Below are 13412 nucleotides of genomic sequence, written 5' to 3'. Positions count from 1 at the left end.
CGCACCTCGTTGAGGTCCGCTTATTGGGCATAAAGGACTCTGGCGCGGCGTCGGCCCGGCAGATTTATGAGTTCACGGTCTAGCACTACTTTGGCAGAAAGTTGATTTTGCCGCGATTTATAGGATTCCCGAATCAAATTTTCAATGATTCATGGGTGGTCGGCTCTTGGAGGGCTGACCATGGCGGGATGGGAAGACGAACTTGAACGCTGGCTGATGCCGTTTTTGGACCGGCTGGGTCATAAGACCCGGCAGCGGATGTGTCCTCTGTATGTCGCGGGACTGATCGGTCCTGGCGATCGCAAGAGCGTTCAGCCGATGGCGGAGCGCCTTGTCACGGGCAACTACGATCAGTTGCACCATTTCATTGCGGACGGTGTCTGGGACGCGACGCCGCTGGAGACGGAGTTGCTTAACCAGGCGGACCGACTTGTCGGCGGTAGCGATGCGGTGCTCGTTATTGATGACACGTCACTGCCGAAGAAGGGCGAATGCTCGGTCGGTGTTGCGGCTCAATACGCGTCGGCTCTCGGCAAAACGGCAAATTGCCAAACGCTGGTGTCTTTGACGCTTGCGCGCGGTGAAGTGCCAGTGATGGTCGCGTTACGTCTCTTTCTGCCTGATAGTTGGACAAGCGACGTGTCTCGTTTGAAGCGCGCTCGCGTGCCGGTCGAACACCGAACGCCACGGTCCAAGCCGGAAATTGCTTTAGCCGAGATCGACCGCGCGATGGCAGCCAACGTGCACTTTGGATGTGTGCTGGCGGATGCAGGATACGGACTTAGCGCACCGTTTCGACAAGGGCTAACGGAGCGCGGGCTGGCCTGGGCGGTCGGCATCCCTCGACACCTGAAGGTGTATCCGGTTGATGTGAAGCTCATTTGGCCGATTACCAAAGTCCGCGGGAAACCACGAAAGCACCACGTGCCCGATATCTTATCGATTGCGGCAGAACAAATGCTGGCCAGTGCCAAATGGAAAGCCGTGAGCTGGCGCAGCGGGATGAAAGGTCGGCTGAAAGCCCGATTTGCTGCTCTCCGTGTCCGCACCGCCGACTGCCCTCCTCAGCGGATTTGGGATAAGGGTCAACAGCATCTCCCGGGCGACGAAGCCTGGCTCATTGGCGAGCAACGTGCCTCAGGGGAGAAGAAATACTATCTTGCCAATCTTCCTGCGGCGACGGATCTGCGCACACTGGCCGCCACCATCAAGGCAAGATGGATTTGTGAACAAGCGCATCAGCAGTTGAAGGAGGAACTCGGACTTGATCACTTCGAGGGGCGATCATGGCAGGGTCTTCATCGCCACGCGCTGATGACAATGATTGCCTACGCCTTCCTGCAGCATCGCCGCCTCGCACACGCGGGGCGGAAAAAAAAGAATCAACGGACCTCCGCCTCAGCCAACCATGCCCGCCGTTCGTCACGCCATCGTCGATCTCATTCTTCGGCCGCCCTCTCAGCGGTGTCCGCACTGCCGAAAACAAATCGTTGAAAAACACTGGCGTAAATGGATTCTGCCAAAGTAGTGCTAGGAATGCTGCTCATTACGGTGTTTGATAACTGGATGAAGGGTTACAGCATATTCTGCTGGGTTATGCTGGCGCTTTTCTCGATGTTCGCGATCCTAGTCAACGCACTGATGTTGGTGGTGCGGATCAAGCGGTCGAGCGCAACAGCTACACCCGCTGCAGTTCAGGGGAGCAGCCGCCCCACGAACGTTCGCTTTTTGCAAGGTCGCAGTTCGAAGGACTACAGGAAAAGAGACCCTCAACTAGCGTTGATGGCCTAACCCGATCCCAAGTTTCAACGCTTTCTGACGCAAGGAACCTACGGACCTCTTGGTCAGCTTTGCAATCTTGGTCACAGGAGTTCTTGCTTTCGAATGAGCCCGCAACTCCTTCACGTCCTCCTTGGTGTATTCCCGCCTGACTGTGTTCTTTGATTTTTTGGCCATGTCGACTCCGATTAACTGAGTGGCCTTCTATCATGATTGAGTTGATCAGCAACTTGATTGCACAGGGACACTAATCACGTTCGCCTCGCCTGAAATTCGGGCGTGATGCTCTAGTTCGCGACATCAAAAAAGGAACTGCAGCGCGTCGGCTGCTACGCCGGAGCGATCGAGAGGATTGGGCGACAGCAAAGTCCGGGCCGGAAAATTCCTGGGGGCTGCGAAGATTGTGAAACTGCGCGGAACCCAGGCCTGAAACTGTTGGACAATATTCGAGCCAGGCGGATCGAGCTTTCTTTTCGACATGCTCAATCGGGAGATTGAGTGCGTTGCAAAGACCTGCGGAGTGGGCATAAGGCGGCACGAATTAACCTCTCGTTCACCATAACGGCCCATCCTGCTCCCCATACTCAGTTCGCGCATGGGTCCGTGGCAATGTCGCAGCATCATTTTAGAAGAGCAGAGAACGTGGTTGGTTTTCACAAGCCTGCGCAAACGCACGCAGGCGCTCACGCCCTGAACCTCGTGCATCAAGCCGCAGACGTGTTGAGCAGTATCGAAGAGCAGGCACGTCAGAGCGAGAGGCGGGCTGTGGCAGCTGAGCGTGCTCACCAGGAGCTTTTGACAAATGCGGACCGCAAGCTCCTTGAGGCCTCAAGGGCCCTCGAAGAGGCCCAGAAGCGCATTGAGGGTCTACAGAACCGGGTCACAGCCTTTGAGTGCCGTGCGCAAGCCGCTGAGGCAGACGCGCACAGCGCGAAGCAAGCCTTAGCATTGGTCGAGGAAGCCATTCGTAGGCGGTTGCTGTTCACTAACGATGACATGAACGGTCAGATGGCTGCAGTCGCCTAACGGCACTCACTCTCGCAAGTGTCGCCAGGAGCCGAACGGGAAGATATCTGCTCATTCCTGCAGCTACCGGACACCGAAGAAACTGAAACGTGCTTCCCCGAGTGCGATTCAGCGAATTGCACCGTGCACCGTGAACGCTGAGCAGCACGGTATCGCGTACCGGCGGCTCAAAGGCAATGCTCAACCGAAAGCCGTGCTGAACCTCACATGGCGCCGCAGCGCACCGTCATCGGTGGTTCGTAACTCCGTGAGCTTGGTACGACGAGATGCACGGAATTTCGCAGCGGACCGTAGGGTTGACGCAAAGCAAAGTCCGGATAGGTCGCGACTGTGGAGAGTCGGAGCGGCGGTGCCTGAGCACCAATCGAACTCTCGATCAGAACGTATGCAGGAGCTTCATCTCGGCCGCCAGCCGGAAACTACGCTTGCCGGCCAGCGCTGTCGCTTCCCAAGACGCACCGTTGACCTCGTAACGGCCCGAAAAGCCAATGCCCACTTCGTACCCGCCGAAGATCGCGTCGCGAGCCGCCGTGTGTTCCTGGTTGACGATTTCACCGCGCCAGCGGTTATCCGCAGAGGAGTAAGAGCCGAGATAGTAGAAGAAGGCGTCTCCGCCCAGCATGCGGCCGTCCTCCAGCAGCATCACACCGGTTAGTCCGCCGTCAATCCCATCGAGCGCGCGGATGCGAAGCCCGTAGAGGCCATTCGGGATGCCGCCGTTGCCGACCTTTCCTGGTGGCGGCAATGACTCCTCATCCAAGCTGGTCATCACGGCATGCATCACTTGATCAGGGAGCCGGACCGGAGAGGCGTCAAAGTGATAGGAATCGCCGACCGCACGGCCGCGCAGGATCAGCTCGTCATCGTCCGCACCATAGAGCTGTCGCACCTCGGGATTGAGGGCATGGCGCTGCCCGGCTACGCGACCGACGATCACGCCGTCGATCTCTTCGTAGCTTCCGACGTGGGCGAAAGCCGAGTTTCCGCCCAGCATGCGGCCACCGCGGACATGCATGACGCTACGGTTCAGCACGGGACCGGCGCGATACTCGCATTTGTACAATCCGTCGAACACCAGCCCGGCCTCAGCTTATTGCCCAGCATAACCTAGCCGGACAGATGATGCGGTCAAAGTACTATCGCCGGCCGGCCCATCTTGTTTCTTGGACGAGCGGGACACCTTCTTCGCCAAGAAAGAATTGGTGACATGGACCAAATATACCCCGGAGAATGGGCATCACCATGAGGTTCCTTCCTCGATCCTCACAGAAGAGCGGTAGCCCCGACCGCTACGGGCAACGGTTCCGAACTGCCGATGGACGCTAACCACGATGGCCGCGCGCCATCTGGCAAATGTATATCAAGCGCTTTTCCGACAAAAAGCATCCCCCTCCCGCATCCAGCGCGAGCGAGTAACATTGTGATCTTTCGGGGCGTCCTGCTCTGGACCCCCTTCCGCAACGAAGTCGAAGCCCAAACCGATCAGCCATCGCGATGATGGTAACCCTTTGGGTTTTCGCCTGTAGTCGCGTATTTGGCGATTGCCCAAACCTTAGCCAGTTGAGGACGGCTTGGGCTGGCCGAAGGAACCTCATTACCAACCATATCGAAGAACCCTTGAGCAACTATCCGTAATGACGGGCTCGATTGATTACCGCCGAGCTGAGCCAGGAAATTGCTGCGCGTGTACGACTACCCAACCTGTAAGTAGTTGTTCTGGAATGACAGCTGCCATAACTTGCGTGATCGCAGTCCACCTTTGAAGGGCCGCTAAAAACTCTTACAGGGTGGAAATGGCCCGTACCGGGGCTCCTAAAAGTTCGGCGATTTGGTCCGCGGAGGACGAAGAGAAGCTCTTACACATGCGGGCAAGCGGAGCGTCCTTCAGCGAGATAGCTGCGGATCTCGGCCGTAGCCAGACTTCAGTCGAAGCACGTTATTCCAACCTAAAGAAGCAAGCTAAACTGCAAGGCTGAGCCGCATGGGCAATTGGCGCCTTGGGTGTCTGGGGAAGTTCTCGCGAAATTACCTGACTCAGCTAATGGAATGGTCCGGCGTGCTCCGGCCCTGCGGGTACGAGAAGCTGGCAAGGGTCGCCCAAGACAAGGAGCACGCTATGTCTCAGAAACTCCACGCTTCGTCCGCCGTCGGAACGAGATTCTTCTTCGCCATATCAGGTTAGTCAGCGGGGGCCAGCAGGCTGGGCTTTCCCCCTCTTTAAGATGCTGTCGGATGAAGGTCACGCCGACATCCTCGCCGTTTACCCACGCCAGTTCGCATCTGCGATAGGCAAGGCCGGTAGATGAGAGCACCAGGAAAAACTCATTCAAGGGCAATCCCCCACTGTGCCCTCGATCAAAAGCTTAGCTCCGCCTTCAGATACGTCTTTCAAAGTGCAACCGCGTTGCCATGTTCGTCGATTGCCATCATGCTCGCCGGAATAGCTCGCTCGAACGCAACCCGCCGCGCTCCTCGCTTGTCCGGCGCTCTCATCACGCGCCCTCCAGATCAGGCAGTGAGGGCACCAGCGACGGCATCTCCAGGCGTGAGGATACGAGCGAGGAGCTTGCGACCGAGCAGTCCCGGCCCTGTTCCTTTGCGTGGTATAGGGCAATGTCGGCGTCACGTGTGAGCGCCAACTCATCTGTGGTGGCATCGCGCTTTTCGGCGACGCCCACGCTGATCGTCACGTACTTTCGCTGCGACCGCGGATGTTGGATCTGCAAACGAGTGACCAGCATCCGAATCGCGTCGGCCACCTTCACCGCCCTTTCCTCGTTCACGCCAGGCAGGATCACCGCGAACTCCTCGCCGCCGTACCGCGCCGACAATCCTCCCGTGTTTGCGGTGGCGCTTCCGATCACCTCGGCAATGCGTTGGAGGCAACCATCCCCGGCCTGGTGGCCGAGTGCGTCGTTGAAGCCCTTAAACTGGTCAATGTCGATCAGGAGAACCGATAGCATGTCATGTTTGGCGTAGGCCTCACGCAAGAAGGCATCGAAGCTGCGCCGGTTCGCAAGCCGCGTCAGACCGTCTGTCGTCGCGAGCTGCGCCAGTCTAAGGTTGGCTGATGACAGCTCGTCCTCGAGTTGCTTCTGCTTCGTGATGTCGCGAAGCGTTCCGACGATCTCTAGTTCGCCGCCGAAGGACTGCTCCGCCAGCTTGAAGTGCGCCTCCAACCATGCGATGGCCCCATCTCCCCGCCGAATACGAAACCGAACCGAGCTGGAGGCGCTCGCATGCTTCACTTCTCGGCTTGCGGCCATGACCTTTTCCCGGTCGTCGTCATGGACCACGTCGAGACACGACCTACCGAGGAAATCATTCTCGGTCATCCCGAGCACAGCCACCACGGAAGGTGACACGTAGCGAAGGTATCCCTTTCGGTCCATCACGATGACGATGTCGGCGATGTTGTCCGCTAACAAACGCAGACGCGCCTCCCGCTCCCGCAGCGACCGTTCGAGTCCGGTCCTGAAGGTGAATTGGCTCCTCAAGAGCGCCGCCATTCCGATGATGATGGCGACCAGCAGGGCCGCTACGACCGCATCCGAGATGAGATCGGTGTGCCAGTTGGCCAGCACCTCGTTCTCTGATCGCGCCACCGTGACGACCACCGCGTATTCGGGGTCCAGCTCGTATGCGATGTATTTGGTGAGCCCATCGAACGGGGAGGTGATCTTATAGGACCCGCTCGGGCTTTCGATCAAGCGCTTCTGGAACAGTGAGGTGTCGGCGATCTTTCGACCACTTTCCACCACGGGCCAGCGAGCGAACATCGTTCCGTCCGCGGACAGGAGGCTAATGCCGCCTTGAGCGCCGACACCAAATGACGAATAGAAGTTGCTGAAGTAGTTGCAGTCGATCGCGGCGACCACAACACCTGCGAAGTCCCCGGTTGGAGTGCTGATCCGCTTCGACAGGATAATGGACGGTTGCCCGCTGGTTCTGGATATGATCGGTCCGCTCACGAGCATCTTGGGGCTGGGATCGTCTCGATGGTGCGCGAAGTACGCTCGATCGGAGTTGTTGTAGTCTGGTAGGCGCTCGAAGGACGAGTATCGCCAATTGCCCTCCGCATTCAAAACGCCGATCTCCCGGATCTGCGGCAGAGAACTGGTCGTGCTGACTAGGTGGGCATTGAACCGCTCAGGCAGCGGGCTCTGGTACTTCAGCAAGTCTGCCAACCCGGTCATGCCCACATCAGGGGCTTTGAGGGTAGTGGTTGCATGCCGGGCCAGCGAACGGGCCAGGTTACCTAAGTCCTCCTGTGCCCGGACCAGGGTGGCATGACGGGCCCCCGATACCTTCCACGACACGACGCCAAGGACGCACGCCATCATGACGGCCAGGAAGGCGCCGACGACGAGTTGGGGCTTGCGGTGTATCGCCTGGTGGAGTGATGCCACGACCGTATCACCTGTTCGGGTGCATTCGATATGACGATCATCATTTTTAGCTTCAAAGCTGCTAACAATCGTCGCCGAGGTTGAGGCGAATTGCAGTCTTTGGCTAACAGGCCTTTGAGAACCTGAGCGGAATTCGGCAGGACACGTGGTACTTAGGTAGTGCACCATGGCCACGCGGGCCGCTCCGCCGCCTTTGGATCTGCAGCCCGCGAGCCGCCCTAGCCGCACGCCGGACCCGAAGCCTGAAGCTTTCGCTGCCAGGCGCGCCGAGTGTCAATGGGCGCCGAACTCGGCCCGTTGAACTAACGGCGGCAATTCCTTTTCGCAGCTGACCAATTTTGCTTTGAGATGGGGTCCCGATCGGCGCCGATCGTGACCCCACCCCAACGTGGCTTTTTAATTTCGTTCAGACGGATACTGCCGGTACTTTAAGCGACGTGACCCCGGCGCCGATTCACACTCGCTCGAGCCATGGGTCAAGATCCACGTGAGTCTTCTTGCGGACCATGGCTTGGAAAGCGGTGATGATTTCGCGAGCTTCCAGCAGTCAGAGCCAATATTGCAGCCCGGATAACAGAACCGAGTGCCAATTCCCGATAGCGCCCGGTACTCCACCGGACATGCGCAGCCATCTGATTAATACTACCCTGTCTGGGATTCGGAACCCATTTCGTATGACGCGCGGCAACGAGCGGGGCAGCCCACCGATCCTGATTTGCAGCAAGTGCAGGCGGCCAATGGATTATCTTGCGATGCTGCCACAGATTGTGAACCTACCCGCAGTGTATGCTTACAGGTGCCTCCCGTGCCTGAGGATTGATACGATCATTATGGAGTAGCCCGCGTCGGCGCCGAGGCTATCGACACCCCACGACAGTAGCTCGACGCCGACCGATGTCACCAATCGATGATTCGCAGCCCGCTGGTCGGCGCTTCGAACTTGCCGATAGGCGCTAAGAGATTTCGGGCGGAGCACTGAATTCGCAGGCTAATTGTGGTTCGACCAGGAAACCGTAGCGCACTACTCAACTGCGATTGCCAGAATTCACGAACTTGCTCTCAGTCCGTCAGACAATGCCCGCGTCTGGCTCGACAATTGGCCATAGCTCACCAGCCGCACATCCAGGTCGAAGCGCTGGACCTTCTTGATCGCGCGCTTGATGGCAGTGTGGATCCATCCGGACGCGTTGCCGAACGCCCGCCGCGGACCAAGCGTGAGCAGCACAATATTCGACGCCCGGGGCCGGCGCCGAGGGCTGCAAGACGTGCAGTGCGCTCTTCTGCGCCGTCTTCACCAGTCATTCTGCTCGGTGCGTTGCACGTGCGAACCTGGCAGCATCACCCCGCCACTTTCAGCCTTGACCTGCTTATCAGACGGGCCGGGCATCTCGGCCAACGCACTGTTGAGATTGGCCGCCGCGGCCATGGTCTTCTTGCTGATTCCGACCTTGCTCCCCGCCAGCCTCATTTCTGCCCGGTATCGCAAGCGATGCTGCGAACGTTCTTTATGCATTGATTCCTCCGGCTCGGCGCCGAGATGACATTGATTGAAGTGATCGGCTATTTGGCGTCGGCTCTTGTCCTGCTCACGTTCTGCATGAGCACCATGTTGAGCCTGCGAGCGGTGGCAATTTGCAGTAACCTCGCGTTCATCAGCTACGGTTTCGGGGCGGGGCTGCACCCTGTCCTTATTCTTCACGTCGTCCTGCTTCCTTTGAACATAGTATTGCTCGTTCGCATGATGTCTTTGCTTCGAAAAGCGAAACTAGCAGCGGCAACGGATCTTTCTCCATTGTGGATGCAGCCATTCATGTGGCCGAAGCATTTCAAGGCGGGGGAGACAATTTTCAAAAAAGGCCAACACGCCGATCTGCTTTATATGGTGGTATCGGGCGAAGTCGCGCTTCCGGAGATCGAGCAGCGACTTTCGGCAGGTGATCTCTTCGGTGAGATCGGATTATTCTCTCTGGAGAGGCGACGCACGCAGACCGCAGTGGCAGCAACGAATGTGGACTTGCTTTGCATCAGCGACGAAGCATTGAAAAAGCTCTGCGAGCGCAATCCTGGCTTATCGTTGTACTTCCTGCGACTGACGGCTACTCGAATGACGCAAAATGCCTCCCGGCTGACTCCTATCGCCGGTAGTCAGTCCGACTGAGATCTTCGACCGGATCGCTTCCTGAGACTCCGCTTGGGGTCCAATAACGGACATGTTCTGCTTGGAAGAGATGGTAACCCCCAAGACGTAGTCATTCCGGCAGTCCCGCCTTGCGGATCCCCTCGATCGTTAGATGGTTATGCCGGTGCCACTGGGCGCCACGCTTCAACCATTCCGAAACCCGAAAATTCGGCTCGATCGCCAACAGGCGCGCAACCGCCTGCTCCACTTCGGCCTCACGTTCCAGATGAGCCAAGGCCGATGCAAGGCAGCGATAGGTCGTCGCGTAGGTCTGGTTCTGACGAGCGGCTTTCCTCGCAACCGCAACCGCCTCGTCGAAGCGCCGAAGCTCGATCAACGCAATTCCCATGGGCGCAAGCGCAAGGAAAAGCATAGGGTCGAGCGGGTTCAAACGAATCGTCCTTTCAAAGCTTCGAACTGCCTCCGCGGCCTTTCCCCCAAACAGGTAGGCATACCCTCGCATATTCCATGCAAGAGCTGAATTCTGATTGAGAACGACCGCACGGTCCACCATTTCCGCCGCAGTGGGAAAGTCCTCTGTCAGATAAGAGGTTACAAAACCGACGCTGGCCAGGAAGTCCGGATCATCTTCGTCGATGCTGAGCGCCAACGAAAAAAGACGTGTCGTTTCCGCAATCTCGCGGTTCAAGTCATTAGCCCAGCCCTGCGCTATTCTGAGGGCGTGACAGCTACCCGCCAGATGCGCGGCAAACCCATAATTGGGGTCGATCTCCAATGCGCGTTCGCTCAGCCGTAGCGCTTCGGCGAGCCCTTCATGGGTCATTGAGTGGAAATGTGGCTGCGCGCGGAGGCAGAGGTCGTACGCACTGAGGTCGGCTGGTCGACGCCGCGCCAACTCGACCTCGGCCTTTTGTACGGTGGGCTCAATCGCGGAGACTACGCCTTCGGTGATCATGTCCTGCAGAGCAAAGACGTCGTCTAGTCTACCCTCGAAACGATCCGCCCAGAGGTGTGCACCCGTCGTGGCATCGATCAACTGACCGGTGATGCGAAGCGTCCCCGTCCCCTTGCGCACACTACCCTCGACGACATAACGAACCCCAAGTGCACGCCCCACCTGTTTGATGTCGACTGCTTTGCCCTTGTAGGTGAAGCTCGAGTTGCGGGCGATCACGAATAGCGACTTGAAGCGGGAAAGTGCGGTAATAACCTCCTCAACGATTCCATCGGCAAAATATTCCTGTTCTGGATCTCCAGACATATTTTGGAACGGCAACACAGCGATGGAGGGTTTATCGGGCAGGTCAGGCCTTAGCGGGGTCTCAGCGTGCTTGGATATCGACGAAAGGTTGTCGTCGATCAGGAGCCGCCAAGCAAGCATCGGCTCGGCAATGTTCTTCAGCGACTGCAGACCCATTTGGTCGAACGCCAGCCCGGCTTTGCCGCGAATTTGGCGTTGCGCGTCATCGGAAACGCAGATGCCGCCCGGTTCGGCAATCCCTTCGAGACGGGCCGCGATATTGACGCCGTCGCCGAAAATGTCGTTCTCGTCGATGATGACGTCGCCAACATGAATGCCGATGCGAAATTCGATCCGCTTGTGTTGCGGCACACTGATGTTTTGCGCCGCCATGGCTCGCTGAATTTCAGCAGCACCCCTCGCGGCGTCAACCGCGCTTGCGAATTCGACCAACATGCCATCGCCCGTTGTTTTTACTATCCGTCCGCGATGGGCGGTAATAGTTGGATCAATAAGGTTCTTCCTGAGCGACTTGAGCTGGGTCAGCGTGCCTTCCTCATCTGAACCCATTAAGCGACTGTATCCGGCGACGTCCGCCGCCAGAATAGCCGCAAGTCGACGCTGCAGGTGCTCCTTTGTCACGCAGGGACCTCGGACGAGTTCAGCTCCGCAGATCAAAGCATGCCGGACTTTTTTCGGCTAGGCTCAATGTCCGAACTGGGTCACACAATGGGAAGAACGCAACCTGAGCAAATCCGGTCCCCATGCGTCACTGAGTGGACTTCTTGGGCTGCCACCGTGACTTCGGCGACGAGCCAGGAGCGGTCATCGAAGGCTCTTCGGTTCGGTGCCAATTGCGAACTTGAGACGCGCAAGAACGAAACACCACCGCTCACGATACCTGTCGTCTGGCTCTATCCTTGCCAAGGTCTCACTGGCCCTGGTCAGCACAGTGACCTTGGGCAGGAAGAGAATTGCAGTCGAGGCGACAGTGAACGTAGGCGTTCTGATGCGCGTCGCACTTCCATTCGACGGTCTGACCAGCAGCGAAACACGTGCCGGCGCAGTTAATCTGCGTCCCGCCAGTGGATCGAACTTGATAGCTCGTGACCGCGCTGATCTTGCGGCCCAGTTCATTCGGTCGCCTTGTGAAACCAGCGTCATCCGCAATGCAAAGCGGAACATAGGATAGAAACGCTATCCCCGCTGCCAGTGCAATGGTCGAAGGTGCTTTCACGGCGCGCTCCTGCTTGACGGTACGCGTCTTCGAATTTCCAGGCCGAGACCGATCGTTCGATTCATGGCATGACGGCCGCTGCCACAACATCGCCGCCGGTCATCCCCGAACCTGCTGCGGCGAGGTAAATCGCCACGACCGCAAGCACAGCGAACGCTGCGTATCCGAGGAGGATCAAGCCATCGAAATTGCGAGCTGTCGGTCCGTAAGAAGCGTTCTGGATCCTGTCGGTAATCGTCATGTTGATAATCCCTTTGTGAACAACGACGGTGGTCGCGTGGCAACAATGCGGGCAACTGGGATCGCGCGGAACGCTCGTTCGGAGTTGACGCGCGAACTCACTTCGATCCGCCAAATCGCACGATCTGCGCGTGCTGTCCTGACGCGCTAGACTGCGCGATCTCAGTGTCTTTGGCTCCAGCCTGAAGGTACCCCGCGCCGACGAGAACGAGCAGAACGGCGGAGTAGGCTAAAGACCATCCAATCTGCCATCTGCGCCACAGCTTGCGGTCCGCGGGACTTAGCTCTTCGAGGTATTGTCTCCGATGAAACTCGAGATAGTCGACCATATGAGCCTCCATCATCAGCCCGCGTCTTGCGGATCCCTGCTCGCCTCCACATCGTCAGACCAACAATGGTCAAACATCCGACCGTGTTAAGCGCGAAAATGGTCGCCATCACAGCGTCATGCGATACGATCATCGCATAGCTTACTGTCGCTATATTTGCGGCGGAGAACAGCAGCCACGTAAAGACTGAGACGGCCTTGGCGCCGCTGTCGTCGCGGTGAACGCGCACGATCTGGGGAAAATAGCCGAACAACCTTGCGGTGTTCAAAAGTGCAAAAGCGCCAAATGAGTAATCTGCCAAAGTCATTTTCTGCACTCCAATACCTGACTATCGTGGCCCGCTCTTCTGTGAACCAGCTCATAGGTCTTCTGGGCGAAGGAGCTAACATTGCCTCCCAGGTTGCCCGCTCAGTCCCGGCAGTTCATCGACGGTGGGTATGGTCAAATGTCTCGGGATGATTGGATTCCGATCAAGATTAATCCGGGCACGGAACGTGCCAAAGGCAAGGTCGATCCTGGCACCCGCCCGTTGCGCGAGTCTTCGCATTGGCCAATTGTCACCCATGTAGATGAGGTCAACGCTTCGCGCATCCAAACCAGAAGCTTGAACCATGGACGCATTCAGCAGCCGCCGACCCATCCCGCGCCGACGAGATGCTCGCTCGACCACGATCAGAAGCTCCAATACACGCGAGCTGTCCTGCCGATAAAGCTCCAGTATCCCGCGAAGCCTCTGTTCGGAGAAGATTCCAAGCAAGAGCTCAGCGTTTTCGAGCGCGGTAATCGCGAGCAGCTCGAGCTGCGCATCCGAGAGCGGGGCACCAAACCGGCAACAGCGGGTCTCGGCATCGAGTCCGAACAAAAATGTCCGCAACGACGGAAGCTGCCCGATGTCGAGCTGTCGGATGTCGAGATCAGGGCGCTGTGGATTGGACCACAACGGCACGTCCCTCTCAGCTCGCAGGCTTCCGCTAAGCGCCGCCATTGGCGTTCCTGTGTGCGAATGCAACGG

At 57.9% G+C, this 13412-nt stretch carries 11 protein-coding genes and 1 pseudogene; 3 read left to right on the top strand and 9 right to left on the bottom strand.

The features are described 5' to 3' along the window. Positions 1-144: 144 nt before the first annotated feature. Positions 145-1494 (top strand): IS701 family transposase, encoded by a 1350-nt coding sequence (locus AC0L21_RS10275; protein ID WP_473260872.1) that lies wholly within the window; start codon positions 145-147, stop codon positions 1492-1494. 279 nt (positions 1495-1773) lie between these two features. On the opposite strand, the gene AC0L21_RS10270 is transcribed toward AC0L21_RS10275, so the two are convergent. Further along, positions 1774-1956: a hypothetical protein gene (locus AC0L21_RS10270; protein ID WP_473260870.1), complete on the bottom strand. Its 183-nt coding sequence runs from the start codon at positions 1954-1956 to the stop codon at positions 1774-1776. A 432-nt stretch (positions 1957-2388) separates the two neighbouring features. Between AC0L21_RS10270 and AC0L21_RS10265 the strand changes: the two genes are divergently transcribed. Next, positions 2389-2805 (top strand): hypothetical protein, encoded by a 417-nt coding sequence (locus AC0L21_RS10265; protein ID WP_473260868.1) that lies wholly within the window; start codon positions 2389-2391, stop codon positions 2803-2805. Between the two features lie 376 nt (positions 2806-3181). Here AC0L21_RS10265 and AC0L21_RS10260 read toward each other — a convergent pair whose 3' ends face one another. The 4 genes and pseudogenes from AC0L21_RS10260 to AC0L21_RS10245 form a co-directional block, all read right to left on the bottom strand. Then, positions 3182-3880, bottom strand: a complete 699-nt coding sequence (locus AC0L21_RS10260) for a GrlR family regulatory protein (protein WP_473260866.1) — start codon at positions 3878-3880, stop codon at positions 3182-3184. 1039 nt (positions 3881-4919) lie between these two features. Next, positions 4920-5298: pseudogene (locus AC0L21_RS10255) on the bottom strand (PilZ domain-containing protein). Further along, complete coding sequence (locus tag AC0L21_RS10250) at positions 5298-7382, bottom strand: diguanylate cyclase domain-containing protein (RefSeq protein ID WP_473261146.1); 2085 nt, start codon at positions 7380-7382, stop codon at positions 5298-5300. The pseudogene AC0L21_RS10255 and the gene AC0L21_RS10250 overlap by 1 nt, the downstream one beginning before the upstream one ends. Positions 7383-8505: 1123 nt before the next feature. Then, positions 8506-8727 carry a hypothetical protein gene (locus AC0L21_RS10245; RefSeq protein ID WP_473260863.1) on the bottom strand — a complete coding sequence of 74 codons (222 nt, stop codon included), beginning with the start codon at positions 8725-8727 and terminating at the stop codon, positions 8506-8508. A gap of 24 nt (positions 8728-8751) precedes the next feature. On the opposite strand from AC0L21_RS10245, the gene AC0L21_RS10240 reads away from it, so the two are divergent. Further along, positions 8752-9372, top strand: coding sequence for a Crp/Fnr family transcriptional regulator (locus AC0L21_RS10240; protein ID WP_473260860.1), 621 nt, complete (start codon positions 8752-8754; stop codon positions 9370-9372). A 91-nt stretch (positions 9373-9463) separates the two neighbouring features. Here the strand turns inward: AC0L21_RS10240 and AC0L21_RS10235 are convergent, their stop codons facing one another. The 4 genes from AC0L21_RS10235 to AC0L21_RS10220 all read right to left on the bottom strand — a co-directional run bounded on the left by AC0L21_RS10235 (position 9464) and on the right by AC0L21_RS10220 (position 13385). Then, complete coding sequence (locus AC0L21_RS10235) at positions 9464-11236, bottom strand: adenylate/guanylate cyclase domain-containing protein (RefSeq protein WP_473260857.1); 1773 nt, start codon at positions 11234-11236, stop codon at positions 9464-9466. A 656-nt stretch (positions 11237-11892) separates the two neighbouring features. Continuing rightward, a complete protein-coding gene (locus AC0L21_RS10230) occupies positions 11893-12072 on the bottom strand; it encodes a hypothetical protein (protein WP_473260854.1) in 180 nt (59 codons plus the stop codon). Between the two features lie 97 nt (positions 12073-12169). Then, positions 12170-12400 (bottom strand): hypothetical protein, encoded by a 231-nt coding sequence (locus AC0L21_RS10225; protein ID WP_473260852.1) that lies wholly within the window; start codon positions 12398-12400, stop codon positions 12170-12172. Positions 12401-12782: 382 nt separating this feature from the next. Next, complete coding sequence (locus AC0L21_RS10220; RefSeq protein ID WP_473260850.1) at positions 12783-13385, bottom strand: GNAT family N-acetyltransferase; 603 nt, start codon at positions 13383-13385, stop codon at positions 12783-12785. Between the last annotated feature and the right edge of the window lie 27 nt (positions 13386-13412).

The organism is Bradyrhizobium sp. WSM4873, assembly GCF_055811355.1.
This window is presented reverse-complemented; position numbering and strand designations above follow the sequence as displayed.

What these genes read in the sequence shown, in the direction of transcription:
- AC0L21_RS10220 (WP_473260850.1), bottom strand. Translation starts at nt 13,385, where the DNA reads ATGGCGGCGCTTAGCGGAAGCCTGCGAGCTGAGAGGGACGTGCCGTTG.
- AC0L21_RS10225 (WP_473260852.1), bottom strand. Translation starts at nt 12,400, where the DNA reads ATGGTCGACTATCTCGAGTTTCATCGGAGACAATACCTCGAAGAGCTA.
- AC0L21_RS10270 (WP_473260870.1), bottom strand. Translation starts at nt 1,956, where the DNA reads ATGGCCAAAAAATCAAAGAACACAGTCAGGCGGGAATACACCAAGGAG.
- AC0L21_RS10265 (WP_473260868.1), top strand. Translation starts at nt 2,389, where the DNA reads ATGTCGCAGCATCATTTTAGAAGAGCAGAGAACGTGGTTGGTTTTCAC.
- AC0L21_RS10240 (WP_473260860.1), top strand. Translation starts at nt 8,752, where the DNA reads ATGACATTGATTGAAGTGATCGGCTATTTGGCGTCGGCTCTTGTCCTG.
- AC0L21_RS10230 (WP_473260854.1), bottom strand. Translation starts at nt 12,072, where the DNA reads ATGACGATTACCGACAGGATCCAGAACGCTTCTTACGGACCGACAGCT.
- AC0L21_RS10245 (WP_473260863.1), bottom strand. Translation starts at nt 8,727, where the DNA reads ATGCATAAAGAACGTTCGCAGCATCGCTTGCGATACCGGGCAGAAATG.
- AC0L21_RS10250 (WP_473261146.1), bottom strand. Translation starts at nt 7,382, where the DNA reads ATGGTGCACTACCTAAGTACCACGTGTCCTGCCGAATTCCGCTCAGGT.
- AC0L21_RS10275 (WP_473260872.1), top strand. Translation starts at nt 145, where the DNA reads ATGATTCATGGGTGGTCGGCTCTTGGAGGGCTGACCATGGCGGGATGG.